The organism is Streptomyces durocortorensis (assembly GCF_031760065.1).
GTDB lineage: Bacteria > Actinomycetota > Actinomycetes > Streptomycetales > Streptomycetaceae > Streptomyces.
Genome location: NZ_CP134500.1, coordinates 5,827,981 through 5,851,190 on the forward strand (window position 1 = coordinate 5,827,981; position 23,210 = coordinate 5,851,190).

General features: G+C 70.6%; 15 protein-coding genes. 12 read left to right on the forward strand and 3 right to left on the reverse strand.

The window, feature by feature from the left end; translation table 11 throughout:
* Positions 1-95 precede the first annotated feature (95 nt).
* The 11 genes from RI138_RS25825 to RI138_RS25875 all read left to right on the forward strand — a co-directional run bounded on the left by RI138_RS25825 (position 96) and on the right by RI138_RS25875 (position 15,575).
* Entirely contained in the window at positions 96-5,516 is a 5,421-nt protein-coding gene (locus RI138_RS25825) for a HAMP domain-containing protein (RefSeq protein ID WP_311121806.1), read from the forward strand.
* A 244-nt stretch (positions 5,517-5,760) separates the two neighbouring features.
* Entirely contained in the window at positions 5,761-6,444 is a 684-nt protein-coding gene (locus RI138_RS25830) for a response regulator (RefSeq protein WP_311121807.1), read from the forward strand.
* A 118-nt stretch (positions 6,445-6,562) separates the two neighbouring features.
* Positions 6,563-9,397 carry a DNA translocase FtsK gene (locus tag RI138_RS25835; RefSeq protein WP_311121808.1) on the forward strand — a complete coding sequence of 945 codons (2,835 nt, stop codon included), beginning with the start codon at positions 6,563-6,565 and terminating at the stop codon, positions 9,395-9,397.
* 323 nt (positions 9,398-9,720) lie between these two features.
* The gene (locus RI138_RS25840) at positions 9,721-10,521 is read left to right on the forward strand and encodes a helix-turn-helix domain-containing protein (protein WP_311121809.1); all 801 of its coding nucleotides are present in this window, start codon (positions 9,721-9,723) and stop codon (positions 10,519-10,521) included.
* A gap of 174 nt (positions 10,522-10,695) precedes the next feature.
* Positions 10,696-12,177, forward strand: coding sequence for a 30S ribosomal protein S12 methylthiotransferase RimO (rimO, locus tag RI138_RS25845; protein ID WP_311121810.1), 1,482 nt, complete (start codon positions 10,696-10,698; stop codon positions 12,175-12,177).
* Positions 12,174-12,998 (forward strand): CDP-diacylglycerol--glycerol-3-phosphate 3-phosphatidyltransferase, encoded by an 825-nt coding sequence (pgsA, locus tag RI138_RS25850; RefSeq protein ID WP_311121811.1) that lies wholly within the window; start codon positions 12,174-12,176, stop codon positions 12,996-12,998. The genes rimO and pgsA overlap by 4 nt, the downstream gene beginning before the upstream one ends.
* On the forward strand, positions 12,995-13,504 hold the full coding sequence (locus RI138_RS25855) for a CinA family protein (protein ID WP_096628481.1): 510 nt from the start codon (positions 12,995-12,997) through the stop codon (positions 13,502-13,504). The genes pgsA and RI138_RS25855 overlap by 4 nt, the downstream gene beginning before the upstream one ends.
* Positions 13,505-13,613: 109 nt before the next feature.
* Positions 13,614-13,997, forward strand: a complete 384-nt coding sequence (locus RI138_RS25860; RefSeq protein WP_003965837.1) for a helix-turn-helix domain-containing protein — start codon at positions 13,614-13,616, stop codon at positions 13,995-13,997.
* Positions 13,998-14,221: 224 nt separating this feature from the next.
* Entirely contained in the window at positions 14,222-14,692 is a 471-nt protein-coding gene (locus RI138_RS25865; protein WP_096628482.1) for a Dps family protein, read from the forward strand.
* A 155-nt stretch (positions 14,693-14,847) separates the two neighbouring features.
* Positions 14,848-15,024 (forward strand): CsbD family protein, encoded by a 177-nt coding sequence (locus RI138_RS25870; protein ID WP_311123009.1) that lies wholly within the window; start codon positions 14,848-14,850, stop codon positions 15,022-15,024.
* A gap of 233 nt (positions 15,025-15,257) precedes the next feature.
* A complete protein-coding gene (locus RI138_RS25875) occupies positions 15,258-15,575 on the forward strand; it encodes a hypothetical protein (RefSeq protein WP_311121812.1) in 318 nt (105 codons plus the stop codon).
* Here RI138_RS25875 and RI138_RS25880 read toward each other — a convergent pair.
* From RI138_RS25880 to RI138_RS25890, 3 genes are all read right to left on the reverse strand, one after another.
* Positions 15,523-16,287, reverse strand: a complete 765-nt coding sequence (locus RI138_RS25880) for an SDR family NAD(P)-dependent oxidoreductase (RefSeq protein WP_311123010.1) — start codon at positions 16,285-16,287, stop codon at positions 15,523-15,525. The genes RI138_RS25875 and RI138_RS25880 overlap by 53 nt on opposite strands.
* A gap of 135 nt (positions 16,288-16,422) precedes the next feature.
* Positions 16,423-17,274 carry an Fpg/Nei family DNA glycosylase gene (locus tag RI138_RS25885; protein ID WP_311121813.1) on the reverse strand — a complete coding sequence of 284 codons (852 nt, stop codon included), beginning with the start codon at positions 17,272-17,274 and terminating at the stop codon, positions 16,423-16,425.
* Between the two features lie 279 nt (positions 17,275-17,553).
* On the reverse strand, positions 17,554-22,239 hold the full coding sequence (locus RI138_RS25890) for an Lhr family ATP-dependent helicase (protein WP_311121814.1): 4,686 nt from the start codon (positions 22,237-22,239) through the stop codon (positions 17,554-17,556).
* Positions 22,240-22,342: 103 nt separating this feature from the next.
* On the opposite strand from RI138_RS25890, the gene RI138_RS25895 reads away from it, so the two are divergent.
* Positions 22,343-23,206, forward strand: coding sequence for an AraC family transcriptional regulator (locus RI138_RS25895; protein ID WP_311121815.1), 864 nt, complete (start codon positions 22,343-22,345; stop codon positions 23,204-23,206).
* Positions 23,207-23,210: the final 4 nt, after the last annotated feature.

The window sequence follows — 23,210 nt, forward strand, 5'->3', positions numbered from 1 at the left end:
GCCCGAGCGAAACGGTCAACCCCTGCGGGAGGGACACGGTGGAGTCTGGCGTGGCGGCGCGGGGTTCGAAGACGCGTACTAAAGGCGGACAGTCCGTGAAAAAGCAGCGCAATGGCACCGTCGAGGTCGACGCGGCAGCTCTGAACAGACTGCTCGCGGGACTTGCGGCGATGCGCGACGGAAATTTCCGCAGGCGGCTGACCGTCTCCGGCGACGGTGTGATGACGGAGATCGCGGCGGTCTTCAACGAGGTCGCCGACCGGAATCTGCATCTGACCGGTGAGCTGGCGCGCGTACGGCGGGTGGTCGGGCGTGAGGGGAAGCTCACGGAGCGGCTGGAGACGGGGGCCTGTGAGGGTTCCTGGGCGGCCGCGATCGATGCCTCCAACGAGCTCGTGGACGATCTCGCGCGACCGGTGTCCGAGGTGGGCCGGGTGCTGTCGGCGGTCGCCGACGGTGATCTGGAGCAGCGGATGGAGCTGCGGTCGCACACTACGGACGAGACGGTGCGCCCGCTGCGCGGCGAGTTCCTGAAGGTCGCCCGTACGGTCAACAACCTCGTCGACCAGCTGTCGGTCTTCACCGAGCAGGTGACCCGGGTCGCCGTCGAGGTGGGCACCGAGGGCAAGCTCGGCGGGCAGGCCCAGGTGCGGGGGATGTCCGGGTCGTGGAAGGACCTCACGGACTCCGTCAACACCATGGCGTACCGGCTGACCGCGCAGGTGCGCGACATCGCGCTGGTCACGACCGCGGTGGCCAAGGGTGATCTGTCGCGGAAGGTCACCGTCCATGTGGCCGGTGAGATGCTCCAGCTGAAGAACACCGTCAATACGATGGTCGACCAGCTGTCCTCGTTCTCTTCCGAGGTGACGCGCGTCGCCCGTGAGGTGGGTACGGAGGGCGAGCTCGGCGGTCAGGCGACCGTGCCGGGTGTGGCCGGGGTGTGGAAGGACCTCACCGACTCCGTCAACACGATGGCGGGCAACCTCACCTCCCAGGTGCGCGGTATCGCGGAGGTGACGACGGCGGTCGCCAGTGGTGACCTGACGCAGAAGGTCACGGTGAGCGCGCGGGGCGAGGTCGCCCAGCTCGCCGAGACGATCAACCAGATGACCGAGACGCTGCGCACCTTCGCGGACGAAGTGACGCGTGTGGCGAGCGAGGTCGGTGGTGAGGGGCTGCTCGGCGGTCAGGCGCAGGTGCCGGGCGCCGCGGGGACGTGGAAGGACCTCACCGACTCGGTGAACACGGTCTTCCGGAACCTGACGACGCAGGTGCGTGACATCGCGCAGGTGACGACGGCGGTGGCCAGCGGCGACATGTCGCAGAAGGTCACGGTCGATGTGGCCGGGGAGATGCTGGAGCTGAAGAACACCGTCAACACGATGGTGGACCAGCTCCAGGCCTTCGGCTCCGAGGTGACGCGGGTGGCCCGTGAGGTCGGCGTCGAGGGCCGGCTCGGCGGCCAGGCCGAGGTGCCGGGCGCCGCGGGGACGTGGAAGGACCTCACCGACTCGGTGAACACCGCCTTCCGCAACCTGACCGGTCAGGTCCGGGACATCGCGCAGGTGACGACTGCGGTCGCCAACGGTGACCTGTCGCAGAAGGTCACCGTGGATGTGGCCGGGGAGATGCTGGAGCTGAAGAACACCGTCAATACGATGGTGGCGCAGCTGTCCAACTTCGCCGACCAGGTGACGCGGATGGCCCGGGACGTGGGTACGGAAGGCCGCCTCGGCGGTCAGGCACGTGTGGACGGCGTCTCGGGGACGTGGAAGGAGCTCACGGACTCCGTCAACTTCATGGCCGGGAACCTCACCTCCCAGGTGCGGCAGATCGCCCAGGTGACGACTGCGGTGGCGCGGGGTGACCTGTCGCAGAAGATCGACGTGGACGCCCGGGGCGAGATCCTGGAGCTGAAGAACACGATCAACACGATGGTCGACCAGCTTTCCGCCTTCGCCGACCAGGTGACGCGGGTCGCCCGTGAGGTGGGGACGGACGGGCGGCTGGGCGGTCAGGCGCAGGTACCCGGCGTGGCCGGAGTGTGGCGAGATCTGACCGATTCGGTGAACGGTATGGCGGGGAACCTGACCGCTCAGGTCCGTAACATCGCGCAGGTTGCCACGGCGGTGGCGCGGGGTGACCTGTCGCAGAAGATCGACGTGGACGCCCGGGGCGAGATCCTGGAGCTGAAGAACACCCTCAATACGATGGTGGACCAGCTGTCCAACTTCGCGGAGCAGGTGACGCGGGTCGCCCGCGAGGTGGGTACGGAGGGCATCCTCGGCGGTCAGGCCGAGGTGCAGGGTGTGTCCGGTACGTGGAAGGACCTCACCCAGTCCGTCAACGGCATGGCGAACAACCTGACCCTCCAGGTCCGCAATATCGCCGAGGTCACCACCGCGGTCGCCAAGGGCGATCTCTCCAAGAAGATCACCGTCGACGCCAAGGGCGAGATCCTCGAACTCGTCACGACCGTCAACACGATGGTCGACCAGCTGCTGAACTTCGCGGACGAGGTCTCGCGTGTGGCGCGTGAGGTGGGTACCGAGGGCATTCTCGGCGGTCAGGCGCGGGTCCGCGGCGCGACCGGCATCTGGAAGGACCTCAGCGAGAACGTCAACCTGATGGCCAACAACCTGACCAGCCAGGTACGTAACATCTCGCGGGTCTCCTCCGCGGTCGCCAACGGCGATCTGACGAAGAAGGTCACCGTGGAGGCGCGCGGCGAGGTCGCGGAGCTGGCCGACACGGTCAACACCATGGTGACGACGCTGTCCTCGTTCGCTGACGAGGTCACGCGCGTGGCCCGTGAGGTGGGTACGGAAGGTGAGCTGGGCGGCCAGGCCCGGGTGCCGGGAGTCTCCGGTACGTGGAAGGACCTCACCGAGTCGGTGAACTCGATGGCCTCCAACCTGACCGGGCAGGTGCGGCAGATCGCGACGGTCACGACGGCCATCGCCAAGGGCGATCTGACCAAGAAGATCGACATCGACGCGCGCGGTGAGATCCAGGAGCTGAAGAACACCATCAACACGATGGTCGACCAGTTGTCCTCGTTCGCCGAGCAGGTGACCCGGGTCGCCCGCGAGGTGGGCACCGAGGGGCAGCTGGGCGGCCAGGCGCGGGTGCGGGACGTGGACGGCACCTGGCGCGATCTCACCGAGTCGGTGAACGAGATGGCCGGGAACCTGACCCGACAGGTGCGCGCCATCGCGGCCGTCGCCACCGCGGTGACCCGCGGCGATCTGAATCTGAAGATCGACGTGGACGCGGCGGGCGAGATCCAGGTCCTCCAGGACAACATCAACACGATGATCGCGAACCTCCGCGACACCACCCTCGCCAACAAGGAACAGGACTGGCTGAAGGGCAACCTGGCCCGGATCTCCGGTCTGATGCAGGGCCGCCGCGATCTGGACGACGTGGCCTCGCTGATCATGAGCGAGCTGACGCCGGTCGTCTCCGCCCAGCACGGCGCGTTCTTCCTGGCGATGGCGCCCGACTCCGACGAGGTGGGGCCGGACAACGACGACGACGGTTCGTACGAGCTGCGGATGCGGGGGAGTTACGGCTACTCCGCCGGTTCGATGCCGACCTCGTTCCGGCCCGGTGAGACGCTCATCGGGACGGCGGCCGAGGAGAAGCGGACGATCCAGGTCGACAATGTTCCGCCGGGCTATCTGAAGATCTCCTCCGGTCTCGGCGAGGCACCGCCCGCGCATGTGATCGTGCTGCCGGTGCTCTTCGAGGGCAAGGTGCTCGGGGTGATCGAGCTGGCGTCGTTCCAGCCGTTCACGCACATCCAGCGGGACTTCCTCAACCAGCTCGCCGAGATGATCGCGACGAGCGTCAACACGATCAGCGTCAACACCAAGACCGAGAAGCTGCTGGAGCAGTCGCAGGAGCTGACCGAGCAACTGCGCGACCGTTCGCAGGAGCTGGAGAACCGGCAGAAGGCCCTCCAGGCGTCCAACGCCGAGCTGGAGGAGAAGGCCGAGCTGCTGGCCCAGCAGAACCGCGACATCGAGGTGAAGAACACCGAGATCGAGGAGGCGCGGCAGGTCCTGGAGGAGCGCGCCGAGCAGCTCGCGGTCTCGATGCGCTACAAGTCGGAGTTCCTGGCGAACATGTCGCACGAGCTGCGTACGCCGCTCAACTCGCTGCTGATCCTGGCCAAGCTGCTCGCGGACAACGCCGAGAGCAATCTCTCGCCGAAGCAGGTGGAGTTCGCCGAGACGATCCATGGGGCCGGTTCCGACCTGCTCCAGCTGATCAACGACATCCTGGACCTGTCCAAGGTCGAGGCGGGCAAGATGGACGTCAGCCCGACCCGGATCGCGCTGGTCCAGCTGGTCGACTACGTGGAGGCGACCTTCCGCCCGCTCACCGCGGAGAAGGGGCTCGACTTCTCCGTACGGGTGTCGCCGGAACTTCCCGCGACACTGCACACCGACGAGCAGCGCCTGCTCCAGGTGCTGCGCAACCTGCTGTCCAATGCGGTGAAGTTCACCGACAGCGGGGCGGTGGAGCTGGTGATCCGGCCGGCCGGCGCCGATGTTCCGAACTCCATCCGGGAACATCTGCTGGAGGCGGGTTCGCTGCGGGACGCGGACGCCGATCTGATCGCCTTCTCGGTCACCGACACCGGGATCGGGATCGCGTCCAGCAAGATGCTGGTGATCTTCGAGGCGTTCAAGCAGGCGGACGGTACGACGAGCCGCAAGTACGGCGGTACGGGCCTCGGGCTCTCCATCAGCCGGGAGATCGCGCGGCTGCTCGGCGGCGAGATCCACGCGGCGAGCGAGCCGGGCCGGGGCTCGACCTTCACGCTCTACCTGCCGCTGCACCGCGCCGAACTGCCGCCCCAGGGCTACCCGCAGGTGGGTTCGGGTTCGGCCGAGGTGCTGGGCGGCACGGTCGAGAGCGGACAGTCCTCGGCCCCGCTCGGCGATCCGGCCAACTCCGCGGGACTGTTCCGGCGCCGGCGCAAGGCGCTCGGGGACGCGGCCCGCAGGTCCGCGCTGCCGTCCGGCCGGACGGCAGCCGAGAGCGCACCGGCCCAGGACGAATGGGCGCAGGGGAGCCAGGGGCAGGCCGCTGCGGAGGAGCCGGAGCCCCGGCGGACGTTCCGCTTCCGTGGCGAGAAGGTGCTCATCGTCGACGACGACATTCGTAACGTCTTCGCGCTGACGAGCGTGCTGGAGCAGCACGGACTGGCGGTGCTGTACGCGGAGAACGGGCGCGAGGGCATCGAAGTCCTGGAGCAGCACGACGATGTGACGGTTGTGCTGATGGACATCATGATGCCCGAGATGGACGGTTACGCGACGACGACCGCGATCCGCCGGATGCCGCAGTTCGCCGGACTGCCGATCGTCGCGCTCACGGCGAAGGCGATGAAGGGCGACCGGGAGAAGGCGATCGATTGCGGAGCTTCCGACTATGTGACGAAGCCGGTCGATCCTGATCATCTGCTCGCGGTGATGGAGCAGTGGATGCGCGGAGAGTGATCGAATATTGAACGAGTTGACGTGAGTTGTTGACCGACTGTGCTCGAACGGGTGTGAACGCGCTGGATTCGGGGAACCTTCTGGTCTCCCAACGCGTTTGAGGTATGTGCACAGTGACATCGCGGTGACAGGGTGTGGTGACGGGCGGGGTGCGGCTACCATGACCGGCACAAGGACGGACGGCGCAAGGGAGTCGTCCCCTGGGGCGGCACCCGGTGCATTTCCGGGGCGAGGAGGACGGGCCATGGTGCAGAAGGCCAAGATCCTCCTGGTCGATGACCGGCCGGAGAATCTGCTGGCGCTGGAGGCCATCCTCTCTGCGCTCGATCAGACACTGGTCCGGGCATCGTCAGGGGAGGAGGCGCTGAAGGCGCTGCTCACGGACGACTTCGCGGTCATTCTGCTGGACGTCCAGATGCCGGGCATGGACGGTTTCGAGACCGCCGCGCACATCAAGCGGCGGGAGCGGACCCGGGACATCCCGATCATCTTCCTCACCGCCATCAACCACGGCCCGCACCACACCTTCCGGGGCTACGCGGCCGGTGCGGTGGACTACATCTCCAAGCCGTTCGACCCCTGGGTGCTCCGCGCCAAGGTCTCGGTCTTCGTCGAGCTGTACATGAAGAACTGCAAGCTCCGTGAGCAGGCCGCGCTGCTGCGCCTCCAGTTGGAGGGCGACGGCCACGCGGGCGGCGAGCACGAGAAGGAACCCGCTGGTCTGCTGGCCGAGCTGTCCGCACGGCTCGCGGCGGTCGAGGAGCAGGCCGAAGCGCTCTCCAAGCAGCTCGACGACGAATCCGCGGACGCCGCGGCGGTCGCCACGGCCGCCCATCTCGAACGCAAGCTGACCGGCCTGCGCCGCGCGCTCGACGCGCTGGAGCCGGGCACGGGCGGCAGTACGGGCGTGCTGCCCGCCCAGGGCTGACATCCTCCACCCCTCCGCCATGAGGCGTCGTCAGTTTCCGGCTGCCGGAAGGCGACACAGTCGGGTGAACCAGTAGGCGAACGTGTTCACGGGCGACGACAGCGGTAACCTCGGCATCATGGCCTCACGTACGTCCGGCAAGGGTTCCCAGGGCACGGCGGGCACCGCGAAGCGGGTCGGCCGTACCCCGGGCCCGGCGAAGAAAGCCGCGCCCGCCAAGAAGACCGCGCCGAAGAAGTCGGCGGCCCCCGGGAAGAAGGCCCCCGCGAAGAAGGCGGCGGCCAAGAAGCCCGCGCCCAAGCCCGCACCCTCACCCACCGGTGGCCTCTACCGCCTGGTGCGGGCCGTCTGGCTCGGGGCGGCGCACGGTGTCGGTGCGGTGTTCCGTTCGATAGGGCGCGGGGCGAAGGGACTTGACCCGGCCCACCGCAAGGACGGGCTCGCGCTGCTGCTCCTCGGCCTGGCGCTGATCGTCGCCGCGGGCACCTGGTCCCACCTCCAGGGGCCGGTCGGCGATCTGGTCGAGATGCTCGTCACCGGGGCCTTCGGCCGGCTCGATCTGCTCGCGCCGATACTGCTGGGTGCGATGGCCGTACGGCTGATCCTCTATCCGGAGCGCCCGGAGGCCAACGGTCGCATCGTCATCGGCCTGTCCGCCCTGGTCCTCGGCGTCCTCGGACAGGTCCACATCGCCTGCGGTTCGCCGGGCCGGGACGCGGGCACCGAGGCGATGCAGGACGCGGGCGGCCTGGTGGGCTGGGCCGTGTCCAAACCGCTGATCTTCATGATGGGTGAGGTGCTCGCCGTACCGTTGCTGGTGCTGCTGACCGTCTTCGGGCTGCTCGTCGTCACCGCCACCCCGGTCAACGCCATCCCGCAGCGGCTGCGTCAGCTCGGTGTCCGCCTCGGCATCGTGGAGGCCCCGCCCGAGCCCGGTGACGTGTACGGCGACGACGACGAGCGCTACGACGAGCAGTGGCGCGAGGCGCTGCCCGGGCGGTCGCGGCGGGGTTCCTCGCGCCGCCCGGACGTGGAGCTGGTCCACGACCACGACCAGGCCGAGGCGGAAGCGCTCACCAAGCGCCGCAGGCCCCGGCGGCCCGCGGTGCAGCCCGCGATGAACCGGCCCATGGACGCGGTGGACGTCGCGGCCGCCGCGGCCGCCGCGCTCGACGGAGCCGTCCTGAACGGCATGCCGCCCTCGCCGATCGTCGCCGACCTCACCCAGGGCGTCTCGGTGGACCGGGAGCGCACCGGTACACCCGTGCCCGGGGCCCGGGAGGCCGAGCGGGACGGCGGCGGCGCGGGGAAGGCGGGCGCGGGCTCCGGCCGCGCGGCCGGACGTTCCGGGGGAGAGGCGGCCGACCGTTCCGGCGGTGGAGGCGGCGCCTTCGGAGGCGTACCGGATCTGACGAAGCCCGCCCCGGAGCGCCCCGAGGGACTGCCCGCCCGCGCCGAGCAGCTCCAGCTGTCCGGTGACATCACCTACTCCCTGCCCTCGCTCGACCTGCTGGAGCGCGGCGGCCCCGGCAAGACCCGCAGCGCGGCCAACGACGCAGTTGTGGCCTCGCTGACCAACGTGTTCACGGAGTTCAAGGTCGACGCCGTGGTCACCGGCTTCACCCGGGGCCCGACGGTCACCCGTTACGAGATCGAGCTCGGCCCCGCCGTGAAGGTCGAGAAGATCACGGCGCTGGCCAAGAACATCGCGTACGCCGTGGCGAGCCCGGACGTGCGGATCATCTCGCCGATCCCGGGGAAGTCCGCCGTCGGCATCGAGATCCCGAACTCGGACCGAGAGATGGTCAACCTCGGTGATGTGCTGCGCCTCGCGGACGCGGCCGAGGACGACCACCCGATGCTCGTGGCGCTCGGCAAGAACGTCGAGGGCGGCTACGAGATGGCCAACCTCGCCAAGATGCCGCACGTCCTGGTCGCCGGTGCCACCGGCTCCGGCAAGTCCTCCTGCATCAACTGCCTGATCACCTCGATCATGGTGCGGGCCACCCCGGACGACGTGCGGATGGTCCTCGTCGACCCCAAACGCGTCGAGCTCACCGCGTACGAGGGCATCCCGCACCTGATCACGCCGATCATCACCAACCCGAAGAAGGCCGCCGAAGCGCTCCAGTGGGTCGTACGGGAGATGGACCTGCGCTACGACGACCTCGCCAACTTCGGCTACCGGCACATCGACGACTTCAACCACGCCGTGCGCAACGGCAAGTGCAAGGCGCCCGAGGGCAGCGAGCGGGAGCTGTCGCCGTACCCGTATCTGCTGGTGATCGTCGACGAGCTGGCCGACCTGATGATGGTCGCCCCGCGCGACGTCGAGGACTCCATCGTCCGCATCACCCAGCTCGCCCGCGCCGCCGGAATCCACCTGGTGCTCGCCACTCAGCGACCCTCGGTCGACGTCGTGACCGGCCTGATCAAGGCCAACGTGCCCTCCCGGCTCGCCTTCGCCACCTCCTCGCTCGCCGACAGCCGGGTCATCCTCGATCAGCCCGGCGCCGAGAAGCTCATCGGCAAGGGCGACGGTCTTTTCCTGCCGATGGGAGCCAACAAGCCCACCCGTATGCAGGGCGCCTTCGTGACCGAGCACGAGGTCGCGGCCGTCGTCCAGCACTGCAAGGACCAGATGGCCCCGGTCTTCCGGGACGACGTCGTGGTCGGCACGAAGCAGAAGAAGGAGATCGACGAGGACATCGGCGACGACCTGGACCTGCTCTGCCAGGCCGCCGAGCTGGTCGTCTCCACCCAGTTCGGGTCGACCTCGATGCTCCAGCGCAAGCTGCGGGTCGGCTTCGCGAAGGCGGGCCGGCTGATGGACCTGATGGAGTCCCGCAACATCGTCGGACCCAGCGAGGGATCAAAGGCCCGCGACGTCCTCGTGAAACCCGAGGAACTCGACGGGGTGTTGGCCGTCATTCGGGGGGAATCCGCTCCCTGAAGGGTGAATCCACCCGTAAAGGTTTCGTGGGCAACCGTTTCGTGCGGTCGTACGTCCAGTTGAAGGGAGGGACGGAACCATGCTCCTCCGCTTGGCTCCGCCCGTCTCCGCCCTGTCCGACCTCCCACCCCGTTCGGCCCACTACAGGTTGCCCAGTCCTCGATCGGGGCTGTTGCTCCGTCCCCGCTCCGCCCCGGGAGCCGGAGGCGGGGCCGTCCGGCGAACCCGATGGCTTACAAAGTCGTCCTCCCGGTTGCCCCTCCCTTTCGTACCCCCTCTAGACTGAACATCCAGCAGGTGGCTCACGCTCGAAAGGCGCCCCCGTGTCCATCGGCAACTCCCCCGAAGACGACCGGCCTTCGATCGGTCGTGCCCTCCAGCAGGCTCGTATCACCGCAGGTCTGACGGTCGAGGAAGTCAGCAGCTCCACCCGGGTGCGCATCCCCATCGTGCACGCGATCGAGCAGGACGACTTCTCCCGCTGCGGCGGCGACGTCTACACCCGCGGCCACATCCGCACGCTCGCGCGCGCCGTCGGCCTCGATCCGGAACCGCTGGTCGAGGAGTACGACGCCGATCACGGCGGCCGTCCCGCACCGACCCCGGCGGCACCGCTGTTCGAAGCGGAACGCATCCGTTCCGAACCCCGGCGGCCCAACTGGACCGCCGCCATGGTCGCGGCCATCGTCGCCGTGATCGGGTTCGTCGGCTTCACGCTCTTCAGCGGCGAGGAGAAGCCCTCGAACACCGCCCAGGTCGCGGAGGGCTCGAAGCCCGACAAGACCGCGGCCAAGCCCACCGCCACCAAGCCCTCCGACCCCAAGCCCGTGCCTTCCGAGAGCGCCATCGCCGCAGCCCCCCGGGACAAGGTGACGGTCAAGCTCAGTGCGGACCGGGACAAGAGCTGGATCTCCGCCAAGGACCACAACGGCCGGCTGCTCTTCGACGGGCTACTGCTCCAGGGCGAGTCCAAGACCTTCCAGGACAAGGAGCGCATCGACCTCGTTCTCGGCAACGCCGGGGCGATCGACCTCTTCGTCAACGGCAAGCAGGTCCAGGACCGCTTCGGTCCGGGCACGGTCGAGCGGCTGTCCTACACCAAGGGCGACCCCGAGGCCGGCTGATCCGCTGCCCCTCGACGCGCTACCCCTCCGACGGGCGTCCGGCCTCGCGCCGGGCGTCCGTCGGCGTTCCCGGCCGAAAACCTGTTACTCCCCGTAGCAGGAAGCGCCGGCCGGGAGGGGGGCAGGCAACCCTGCACGGCAGGGGCGCCGCCGGGACAAAGTAGTCTTGAGTCCATGCCCGAACGCCGTACCGTCGCCCTTGTCACTCTTGGCTGCGCCCGTAACGAGGTGGACTCGGAGGAGCTTGCAGGCCGCTTGGCAGCGGACGGCTGGGACCTCGTCGAGGATGCCTCCGACGCGGATGTCGCAGTCGTCAACACCTGTGGGTTCGTCGAAGCCGCCAAGAAGGACTCCGTCGACGCCCTGCTCGAAGCCAACGATCTCAAGGACCATGGCCGCACCCAGGCCGTCGTCGCCGTCGGCTGCATGGCCGAGCGCTACGGCAAGGACCTCGCCGAGGCCCTGCCGGAGGCGGACGGCGTCCTCGGATTTGACGACTACGCCGACATCTCCGACCGGCTCCAGACCATCCTCAACGGCGGCATCCACGCCTCGCACACCCCGCGCGACCGCCGCAAGCTGCTGCCGATCAGCCCCGCCGAGCGGCAGGACGCCGCTGTGGCGCTGCCCGGCCACGCCCAGGAGACGCCCGCCCCCGCCCCCGAGGACCTTCCCGAAGGCGTCGCCCCGGTCTCCGGACCGCGGGCACCGCTGCGCCGCAGACTCGGCACCAGCCCCGTCGCCTCGGTGAAGCTCGCCTCCGGCTGCGACCGCCGCTGCTCCTTCTGCGCCATCCCCTCCTTCCGCGGATCGTTCATCTCGCGGCGCCCCTCGGACGTGCTCCAGGAGACCCGCTGGCTGGCCGAGCAGGGCGTCAAGGAGGTCATGCTCGTCTCCGAGAACAACACCTCCTACGGCAAGGACCTCGGCGACATCCGGCTGCTGGAGACCCTGCTGCCGGAGCTGGCCGACGTGGACGGCATCGAGCGCATCCGGGTCAGCTACCTCCAGCCCGCCGAGATGCGCCCCGGGCTCATCGACGTCCTCACCTCGACGCCGAAGGTCGCCCCGTACTTCGACCTCTCTTTCCAGCACTCCGCCCCGGGTGTGCTGCGCGCGATGCGCCGCTTCGGCGACACCGACCGCTTCCTGGAGCTCCTGGACACCATCCGGAGCAAGGCACCCCAGGCCGGCGCCCGCTCCAACTTCATCGTCGGCTTCCCCGGCGAGACCGAGGCGGACCTCGCCGAGCTGGAACGCTTCCTCACCGGCGCCCGCCTCGACGCGATCGGCGTCTTCGGCTACTCCGACGAGGAGGGCACCGAGGCGGTCGGCTACGAGAACAAGCTCGACGCCGACGTCATCGCGGAGCGCCTCGCCCACATCTCCCAGCTGGCCGAGGAGCTGACCTCGCAGCGGGCGGAGGAGCGCATCGGGGAGACCCTCCAGGTGCTGGTGGAGTCCGTCGAGTCGGAGGAGGACGGCGAGGTCGCCATCGGGCGCGCGGCCCATCAGGCCCCCGAAACGGATGGCCAGGTGGTCTTCACCACACGCGAGGGGCTCGTGCCGGGCCGTATGGTCGAGGCAAAGGCAGTGGGCACCGAGGGAGTCGACCTGGTGGCCGAACACCACGAGCTTGCGGAGGCAGCCAGATGACCGGAGTCCCGGCATCCGCGGCAGGCGGCTCCGGCGCGAGGCCGGTCCGCGGCGGCAAGCTGGGCACTGCGGCCGTCAACCAGGCCAGCCTGTGGAACATCGCCAACATCCTGACCATGGTGCGGCTGCTGCTCGTGCCCGGATTCGTCCTGCTGCTGTTCCACAACGGCGGATACGACCCGGTCTGGCGCTCCTTCGCCTGGGCGGCCTTCGCCATCGCGATGATCACCGACCTGTTCGACGGGCATCTGGCACGGACGTACAACCTTGTCACGGACTTCGGGAAGATCGCCGACCCGATCGCCGACAAAGCGATCATGGGTGCGGCGCTGGTCTCGCTGTCCGTCCTGGGTGATCTGCCCTGGTGGATCACCGGGGTCATCATCGCCCGTGAGCTGGGCATCACGCTGATGCGGTTCTGGGTCATCCGGCATGCGGTGATCCCGGCCAGCAGAGGCGGCAAGCTGAAGACCCTCGCGCAGGGAACGGCGGCCGGGATGTACGTCCTGGTCCTCACGGGACCGCTGGCGACCTTGCGCTTCTGGGTGATGATGGTCGCCGTCGTGCTGACGGTCGTCACCGGACTCGACTACGTACGCCAGGCCGTCGGCCTGCGCCGCAAGGGCCTCGCCGCCGAGCGTGCCGCCGCAGCCGAGCGGGCGCAGCAGACGACGGAGGCGCTGGAAGCGGCCGGGATGGCCGGTGCGGCCTCCGGGGCAAGTGCGACGGATGTGCGGGGAGCACGGGGAGCACGGGGAGCACGGGGAGCACGGGGAGCACACGGAGCCGAGGCGCGGGACGCCGCGGAGGCCGAACGGTGACAGCCGCGGCCCAGGTGCTGCGCCTGCTCGCGGAACACGGACGGACCCTCGCCGTCGCCGAATCGCTGACGGGCGGCCTGGTGGCCGCCGAGCTCACGGCCGTACCCGGTGCTTCGCGGTCTTTCCGGGGATCGGTGACGGCGTACGCCACCGGCCTCAAGCGGGAGGTGCTGGGGGTCGACGGGGGCCTTCTGGCGGAGCGCGGAGCCGTTGACCCCGAGGTCGCACGGCAGATGGCGGCCGGGGTCCGCCGTGTTCTCGGCGCGGACTGGGGGATCTCCACCACGGGCGTCGCGGGTCCGGAACCACAGGACGGACAGCCGGTCGGCACGGTCTACGTTGCCGTGGCGGGACCCTCCGGCATCGAGAAAGTGAGCGCTCTGCGGTTGAATGGTGAGAGGGCGGATATCCGTAGAGAGAGTGTGCGAAGCGTCCTCGAACTGCTCGCGAGCGAACTCGGTGAGAATGCGCGGGCACAGGATACGGAACAGAACGGGGGGAATTGATGTTTGCAGCCCTGAGTGAACACGACATCGCTCCCCGCACGGCCGCAGCACAAGGCGGTACGGTAGGGCGTGAAGGATGCGGCTACGCGGTCCGAGGAGGGAGCCACCGATGATTCTGCTCCGTCGCCTGCTGGGTGACGTGCTGCGTCGGCAGCGCCAGCGCCAAGGCCGTACTCTGCGCGAAGTCTCCTCGTCCGCCCGGGTCTCGCTCGGTTATCTCTCCGAGGTGGAGCGGGGGCAGAAGGAGGCATCCTCCGAGCTGCTCTCCGCGATTTGCGACGCGCTTGACGTACGGATGTCCGAGCTCATGCGTGAGGTGAGCGATGAGCTCTCGCTCGCTGAGCTGGCCGAGTCGGCAGCTGCCAGTGATCCGGTCCCAGTACCGGTTCGTCCCATGCTCAATTCCGTCTCCGTGTCGTCGGTCGCAGGTGTGCCGTCGGGACGGGTGACCATCAAGGCGCCCGCGGAAGCGGTGGACGTCGTCGCCGCCTGATCCACGCGGCACTCGCACGACCGGAGTCCCGGTCGGCCCCTATCGGGGTCGGCCGGGACTTCTGCGTTTCGGGGGTGTGGGGGCGTGTGAGCTCTCCATCAGTGGGCACACGGAGGACAAGGCCCGAATGACCGCTTTGTTTCTTTTGTGCCATCGTGGGTGATGCACCGAGGCGATCGGTCGAGACGGGTCAGTGAAGAGGCTGACGGATGGGAGAAGTGCACATGTCTGTGGTCAAGAGCACGTTGTCCGAGGGTGGTCTCAAGGTCGTGGGCACGGCGCTGCAAGGCGCCTTGGTAGACCTCGTGGACCTCTCCCTGGTGGCCAAACAGGTCCACTGGAACGTGGTCGGTCCGCGTTTCCGCTCTGTCCACCTTCAGCTGGACGACGTCGTCGTCACGGCCAGGCAGCACTCCGACACGGTCGCCGAGCGTGCCTCGGCGGTCGGGGTCAACCCGGACGGGCGCTCGGGCACGGTCGCCAAGGAGACCGCCATCGCGTCCGTGCCCGAGGGCTGGATCAAGGACACCGACGCCGTACGCATCCTGGTGGAGGCGCTGGGTGTGGTCATCGGCAGGATGCGGGAGCGCATCGAAGCGACCGACGAGCCGGACCCGGTCACCCAGGACCTGCTGATCGCGCTGACGGCAGACCTCGAAAAGCACGCGTGGATGTTCCAGGCGGAAAGCGCCTGACGGTGAACGTCCGGCACGAAGACCGAGCCGATCCGGGGGGGCGACCCGGGAGGGAAGGCCGACCCGGCAGGGAAGGTCGATCCGGGGGGAAGGTCGATCCGAGTGGAAAGCCGATCCGAGTGGAAGGGAGCGACATCGTGAGTGGTGACAGCGCCATGGACAAGCTCAAGGGCAAGGGCAAGGAAGTCGTCGGCAAGCTGACCGGCGACCGCCGCAAGGAGGCCGAGGGCAAGACCGATCAGGTCAAGGGCCGGGCCAAGGAAGCGATGGACGAGGCCGGTGACCGGGCGGAGGGTGTCAAGGACTCCCTGCGCCGGGACGACGAAGGCTAGGTCCGGGCGGCGAAGGTGCGCCGGACGGCGAAGGCTGTTCGGGCGGCGGAGGTTGGGTCCGCGAGCGCCTTGTGCTGTGGGCGCTCACGTGACCGGCCTTCTAGGGCTGTCGTACCCCCGCCGTTTCGGCGGGGGTACTCCTGTGTGGGTGGTCCTTCGGTCGGACGTTCTGGATGCACCGGCGCCCGGGCCAGGGGAAACTGCCGGAAAGGACGTCGGCCGCGGGAGGCGCCATGGGACGGCGGTGGGTGCCGGCGGTGGCCCTCGGCGGGCTGTGGTGGTGGGCAATCCTGCGGGTGGTTCTGCGTCCCGAGCAGGCGGGGCTGGTGGAGGGCGCGGTGGCGGCGGGCGGCTGGGGGCTGAGCCTGTTGCCGGTCCATGTGGCGTCGGTCGTCTCCGTGGACCGGGCCGGGGGGCGGGAGGGCGCCGGGCCCGCGGGCGGCCGGGCGCGGTCTGCGCGGCCTGGCGGAGCGCTGACCGGGGTCCTCGCCAGGGCCTTTACCAGGGCATGGCGACGCCGCCGTTCGGGCGGAGGATCTGACCGGTCATGAAGGCCGAGGCGTCCGAAGCCAGGTGAAGCACGGTGTGAGCGACGTCCTCGGGCTCCCCGACCCGGCCCAGCGGGGAGATCCGGGTCATCGCGGCCTCCGCCCGGCGCTGTCCGTCGGCATCGTGCCGGTCGGTCATCGGTGTACGGATCCAGCCGGGCGCGACTGCGTTCACCCGTATGGCGTGTGGGCCCAGCTCGGTGGCAAGGGTCTTGGTCAGCTGCACCACGGCTGCCTTGGCCGCGCTGTAGCAGAGCAGGCCCGGACTCGCGGAATCCACGGCGCCGGACGCCATCGTGATCAGCGAACCGGGGGCGGAGCGGGCCGTCATGGAGTGTGCCACCTCCTGGCAGGCGTACAGCACTCCCTTGAAGTTGACCGCCAGCACCCGGTCCAGGTCCTCGTCCGTCGTCTCCAGCACGCTGCTGGTGTGCATGATCCCGGCCACCGCGACCAGGATGTCGAGGTGCCCTGCCGCTGCGACGGCCGCGCGGACCTGATCGCGGTCGGTGATATCGAGGGGGTGGGTGCGGGCGCTGCCCCCTGCGCCGGTGACCAGGTCGTACGTCCGGCGCAGACCGGTCTCGTCGCGGTCCGCGCAGTGCACCACGGCTCCGGCCTCCGCGAGCAGCAGGGCGCTCGCCCGGCCGATGCCGCTCGCCGCACCGGTGACGAACGCGGAGCGGCCCGTGAGGTCGTACGCGGAGAGAGACAGAGGCATGACGGGACCGTACGGCTGAATCTGACGACCCGTCAATGAGCTGGGTGGCCGTGGTGGCCGTGGTGGCCAGGGAGGCCGGGGTGGCCAGGGCGGTGAGGGCGGTGAGGGTGGTCAGGGCGGTGAGGGTGGTCAGGGGGTTGGGCCCGATTGGCAGGCCGGGCACCAGAAGGTGGGGCGGTCGTCCTGGTCGGCCACGCGGATCGGGGTGCCGCAGCGCAGGCAGGGGCGCTGGGCCCGGCCGTAGACGTACAGCCGCTCCTGTACGCGGACGGGCGGCAGCGGACGCCGCTCGTCCGCGGTGGAGGGCGGGCTCGGTGCAGTGCGGAGCTCGGCGGTGATCGTGGTCGTGCGGGTGGGACGGGCGCGGTTGGCGTGCAGGAGCCGCTCGGCCAGCGTGATCAGCCGGGCCAGGGTGCCGTCCGGGAGGGCGTTCACCGGGAGCCAGGGAGTGACGCGGGCCAGGAAGCACAGCTCGCATTTGTAGACGTTGCCGATGCCCGCGAGATTGCGCTGATCCAGCAGCGCCTCCCCGACGGGGCGATCCGGTGCGGCCAGCAGCCGGTCCAGGGCGGGCCCGGGGTCCCAGTCGGGGCCCAGCAGATCCGGTCCCAGATGGCCCACGGCCCTGCTCTCCTCGCTGGTACGCAGCAGTTCGAGGATGGGGAGCCGATAGCCGACGGCTGTGTGCTCGGTGTTGGCGAGAATCGCACGGATCTGGTGCCCGGGGCCGCCCCGCCAGCGTTCTCCCGGTGCGTACACCCGCCATGCCCCGTCCATCCGGAGGTGGCTGTGCAGGGTGAGCCCGCCCTCGATGCGAGCCAGCAGATGCTTGCCGCGTGCGGTGACGCCCAGCACGCCACGGCCGGTGAGGTCGGCGGTGGCGAACCGGGGGACACGCAGGTCGGACCGGGTCAGTACTCGTCCCGCCAGCGCTGCGTGCAGACGCGCGGCGGTCTGGAGGACGGTGTCTCCTTCGGGCATGCCTCCATGATGGGTGCGCCGGACCGCTCGTGCGCCGGACCGTTCGTGCGCCGGGTCACGCCTGCGCCGGGTCACGCCTGGGCCGGATCGTCCATGCGTCGGACAGCCCATGCGTTGGATCGCTCGCGCGCTGGGCCGGTTGTGCGTTGGGTTGTTCGCGCGCTGCGCCGGTTGTGCGCTCGACCGCTCGCGCGCTGGACTGTTCGTGCGTCGGATCGCTTGTGCGTCGACCCGCGCCCGACCTGCGGCTGAGCACGGTCACGTCCCGGCGGCCGCGGGTCAGGCGCGCAGGCGCAGGCCTCTCGGGGTGGCGAGGAAACCGGCCGCCTCAAGGGTCCGGCCCAGCGGGGAGGTGAGGGAGGAGACGCCGTTAGTGCGCTCCACCGTGACGGTGCCCAGTGCTCCGGCGCGAGCTGAGGCAGCCAGCGCCTCCGCTGCCGCTCGCAGTGCGGGAGCGTCGGGGTCGGAGGGCCAGGCCAGGAGGGTCTTGCCGCCGCGTTCCATGTAGAGCGTGAGCTCGCCGTCGACGAGGACCACCAGCGCCCCCGCCTTGCGGCCCGGCTTGTGCCCCGCGCCATCCGGGGACTCCGGCCACGGCAGGGCTGCGCCATAGGCGTTGGCCGGGTCGGCGGCGGCGAGCACCAGGGCCTGGGGCGTGGCACCTGGGTCCCGGCGGTCGCGGGCCGTGGACGCCGCCCGCAGCCGGTCCACCGCCCCGTCCATCGCGAACTGGGCGGCCCCCAGCCCCTCCACCACATAGCCGCGCCGCGCCTGACCGCTGTCCTCGAAGGCGGCCAGGACGCGGTACGTCGCGGAGAAGCCGCCCTCCACCCCTTCGGCCTGCACCGCGCCCCGGGTCACCACACCGTGCCGGTCGAGGAGCGTGCGGGCCAGGGCGTGGGCGCGGTGGGTCGGTTCCGGTTCGGCCGGGGGCAGCAGGGACCAGCGGCCGGAGACCGTCGGGGGGCCGGTGCGGGAGGCGGGGCGGGCGGCGGCGGTGAGCGAGCCGTAGCGCCCGCGCGGGACGCTGCGCCGGGAGCGGTGGGCGGTGGAGCCCGCCGTCCGGCCGGAGCCCAGGAGCGAGCGCAGCGGGGCGAGGGTGTCGTTGGTGAGCCGCCCGGACCAGGCCAGCTCCCACAGGGCGTCGGCCAGCTGCTGGTCCGTGCAGTCCGGGTGGGTGGTGGCCCGGATCTGGTCGGCGATCTGGCGGAGGAACAGGCCGTACCCACCGGACAGCGTGGTGAGCACGGACTCGTGCAGCGCCGAGAGCTCCAGCGGGTGCGGCGCGGGCAGCAGCAGCGGTGCACTGTCGGCGAGATAGAGGGAGACCCAGCCGTCCTTGCCGGGCAGCGCCCCGGCACCGGCCCAGACGACTTCGCCGGTGGTTGTCAGCTCGTCGAGCATCGCAGGGGTGTAGCCCATGACCCGGCTCGGCAGGATCAGCTTCTCCAGCGCCGACGCGGGCACGGGCGCGCCCTGGAGCTGTTCGATCGCGCGGGCCAGCCCGTCGATGCCCCGCAGGCTGTTGGAGCCGAAGTGCTGCCACTGCGGGAGGAAGGAGGCGAGGGCGGCGGGCGGCACGGGCTCCAGCTCTTGGCGCAGCGCGGCCAACGAACGGCGGCGGAGGCGGCGCAGCACGGTGGCGTCGCACCACTCCTGGCCGATGCCCGCCGGATGGAACTCGCCCTGGACGGTCCTGCCGGACGCCGCGAGCCGTTGCAGCGCGCCGTCCGTGACGGCGGTGCCGAGCCCGAAGCGCTCTGCGGCCCGGGCGGCGGTGAACGGGCCGTGCTTCCGGGCGAAGCGGGCGAGGAGGTCGCCGAGCGGGTCCTTCACCGGTTCGGTGAACGCCTCGGGCACTCCGACGGGCAGCGCGGTGCCCAGGGCGTCGCGCAGCCGCCCCGCGTCCTCGATCGCCGCCCAGTGGTCGGCCCCGGCGATCCGGACCTGGATGGCCCGGCGGGCCGTTGCCAGCTGTGGCGCCCAGGCACGCTCGGCGCCCCGCTCGGCCAGCTCGGCGTCGGTGAGCGGGCCGAGCACCCGCAGCAGGTCCGCGACCCCCTCCACGTCCTTGACCCGCCGGTCGTCGGTGAGCCACTGGAGCTCCCGCTCCAGCTCGGTGAGAACTTCGGGGTCGAGCAGTTCGCGCAGCTCCGCCTGGCCCAGCAGCTCGGCGAGGAGATGGGAGTCCAAGGAGAGCGCGGCCGCCCGCCGCTCGGCGAGCGGTGAGTCGCCCTCGTACAGGAACTGGGCGACGTAACCGAAGAGGAGCGAGCGGGCGAACGGTGAGGGCTCCTGGGTGGTCACCTCGACCAGCCGGACCCGGCGTGCCTCCAGGTCACCCATCAGTTCCGTGAGCCCGGGGACGTCGAACACGTCCTGGAGGCATTCGCGGACGGCTTCCAGGACGATCGGGAACGAGCCGAACTCGGAGGCGACCTGGAGCAGCTGGGAGGCACGTTGGCGCTGTTGCCAGAGCGGGGTGCGCTTGCCGGGGGAGCGCCGGGGCAGCAGCAGGGCGCGCGCCGCACACTCGCGGAACCGGGCGGCGAACAGCGCGGAACCGCCCACCTGGTCGGTCACGATCTGCTGGACCTCGCCCTGATCGAAGACGACGTCTGCGGCCGCGACCGGCGGCTGGTCGCTGTCGTACGCCAGGGCCCCCGGCGGTGGGGCGTCACTTCCCACGTCCGAGGCGGGCGGCGTGTCGAAGTCGAGCAGGTCGAGGCCCATCAGGTCGGCGTCCGGCAGGCGCAGGACGATCCCGTCGTCGGCATGCATGACCTGGGCGTCCATTCCGTACCGCTCACCGAGGCGGGCGGAGAGGGCAAGCGCCCACGGGGCGTGCACCTGGGCGCCGAACGGGGAGTGCACGACGACCCGCCAGTCGCCCAGCTCGTCCCGGAACCGCTCGACCAGGATGGTCCGGTCGTCCGGGACGTGTCCGCAGGCCCGGCGCTGCTCGTCCAGATAGGCCACGATGTTGTCCGCGGCCCAGGCGTCGAGCCCGGCGGCCAGCAGCCGCAGCCGGGCGTCCTCCTCGGACAGACCGCCGATCTCGCGGAGGAAGGCGCCCAGAGCCCGGCCGAGCTCCAGCGGGCGGCCCAGCTGGTCGCCCTTCCAGAACGGCAGCCGCCCCGGAACGCCCGGGGCGGGCGAGACGAGGACCCGGTCCCGGGTGATGTCCTCGATCCGCCAGGACGTCGTGCCCAGGGTGAAGACGTCACCCACCCGGGACTCGTAGACCATCTCCTCGTCCAGCTCGCCCACTCGGCCGCCGCCCTTCTTCGGGTCGGCGCCCGCCAGGAAGACCCCGAAGAGCCCGCGGTCCGGAATGGTGCCGCCGGAGGTGACGGCGAGCCGCTGCGCGCCGGGGCGGCCCGTGACCGTACCGGCGACCCGGTCCCACACCACCCGGGGGCGCAGCTCCGCGAAGGCGTCGGAGGGATAGCGTCCCGCGAGCATGTCGAGCACGGAGGTGAACGCCGATTCGGGGAGCGAGGCGAACGGGGCGGCCCGCCGGACCAGGGCCAGCAGATCGTCGGCCTGCCAGCTGTCCAGGGCCACCATGGCGACCAGCTGCTGGGCCAGGACGTCCAGCGGATTGGACGGGATGCGCAGCGCCTCGATGGCCCCCTCGCGCATCCGCTCGGTGACCACGGCGGCCTGCACCAGGTCGCCTCGGTACTTCGGGAAGACCACACCGGTGGAGACCGCGCCCACCTGGTGCCCCGCCCGGCCCACGCGCTGGAGACCGGAGGCGACGGAGGGCGGGGACTCGACCTGGACCACCAGGTCGACCGCGCCCATGTCGATGCCCAGCTCCAGGCTGGAGGTGGCCACCACGGCGGGCAGTCGGCCCGCCTTCAGGTCCTCCTCGACCTGGGAGCGCTGCTCCTTGGAGACGGAGCCGTGGTGCGCGCGGGCCAGCAGCGCGGGCGCGCCCTTGCCCGCCCCGGACTGGGCCATGATCTCCGCCGGGGCGGGCGCCTCCGGCAGAGAGGGGGCGGGGGCGTCGGGGTCGAAGGCGGTGCCGGTGGCCCGCTCGTACGCGATCTCGTTCAGCCGGTTGCACAGCCGCTCCGCCAGCCGTCGTGAGTTGGCGAAGACGATGGTGGAGCGGTGCGCCTGCACCAGGTCGGCGATGCGCTCCTCGACATGCGGCCAGATCGAGGGCTTCTCCGCCTGCCCCGCGTCGCCGTCGGTGGCGGGGGAGCCGCCCAGCTCGCCCAGATCCTCGACCGGCACGACCACCGACAGATCGAACTCCTTGGTGGACGGAGGCTGGACGATCTCCACCTTGCGCTGCGGCGAGATGAAGCGGGCCACCTCGTCGACCGGCCGGACCGTCGCGGACAGGCCGACGCGCCGGGCGGGGCGGGGCAGCAGCTCGTCCAGGCGCTCCAGGGACAGAGCGAGATGGGCGCCGCGCTTCGTCCCTGCGACCGCGTGCACCTCGTCGAGGATCACCGTCTCGACGCCGGCCAGCGCATCCCGGGCGGAGGACGTCAGCATCAGGAACAGCGACTCGGGCGTGGTGATCAGGATGTCCGGCGGCCTGGTCACCATCGAGCGCCGCTCGGCGGGCGGGGTGTCGCCGGACCGAATCCCCACCCGGACCTCCGGCTCGGGGAGGCCGAGGCGCACCGACTCCTGCCGGATGCCCGTCAGCGGGGAGCGGAGATTGCGTTCGACGTCGACCGCGAGCGCTTTGAGCGGGGACACGTACAGCACACGGCAGCGCTTCTTCGCCTCGGCGGGCGGTGGACCGGAGGCCAGCCGGTCCAGCGAGGCGAGAAACGCGGCCAGCGTCTTGCCGGAACCGGTCGGCGCGACAACCAGCACATCGCTGCCCTCGCCGATGGCCCGCCAAGCGCCCTCCTGCGCGGCGGTGGGCGCGCTGAAGGCCCCGGCGAACCAGCTGCGGGTCGCGGGCGAGAACGAATCGAGAGCGGAGCCGGTCATGTCCCCCATCGTGCACCCCGCCACTGACAACGGGCCGGTGAACCGCTGCCCCGACGCCCGCTCGGCTCCTGCCGCACGCCCGGGACCTGCGAGAATGGCTGACATGGCGGGAGCGGACGGTACGGAGGAATGGGCGAGGCACTGGCAGTACGCCGAGCTGCCCGACCTTGATCTGCTGCGTGCCCGGTACGTCCGCCACACCTTCCCCCGGCACAGTCACGAGGGGTACGTGTTCGGAGCGGTCACGCGCGGGGTGGAGGACGTGGGGTTGCCGGGCGGCACGGTCCACGCGGTGCCCGGCACCGTCGTCATGATCAACCCGGAGGTTCCGCACACCGCCCGTTCCGGATCGCCCGAGGGCTGGGTGTACGCCACGCTCTATCCCTCGGCCCGGGTCGTCAACGACATCGCGGCCGAGGTGACGTCCCTGCGCGGCACAGTCGGTTTCGCCGAGACTCGTGCAACCGACCCCCATGCCTCCCGGCTGATCGGCGAGGTGCACCGGGCCGCCGAGGAGGGCAACGCGCTGGCCGCCGACAGTCTGCTGCGGGTCCTGGTCGTCCGGCTCCTCAGTCGGCACGGCAGCCCGCTGCCCCGTCCGACTGCGCACGCCGGGGGCGCGCGTGACGCCGCGCGTGCCCGTGCCGTGCTGGAAGAACGCATGGCCGCTCCGCCCACGCTGGAGGCGCTCGCGGCCGAGCTGGGCACCGGCACGTTCGCGCTGCTGAGGGCCTTCAAGAAGGAATTCGGGATGCCGCCGCACACCTGGCTCACCGACGCCCGGGTGCGCAGGGCCCGCCGCCTCCTGGACACGGGCGTCGCCCCCGCCGAGGCCGCGACAGCCGTCGGCTTCACCGATCAGCCGCACCTCAACCGGCACTTCACCCGGATCGTGGGGGTGCCGCCCGGCGCGTACCGGCGGGAGCGTGCAAGAACGTACAAGACCGGGCCTCGCCAGTCCCCGTAGCGTG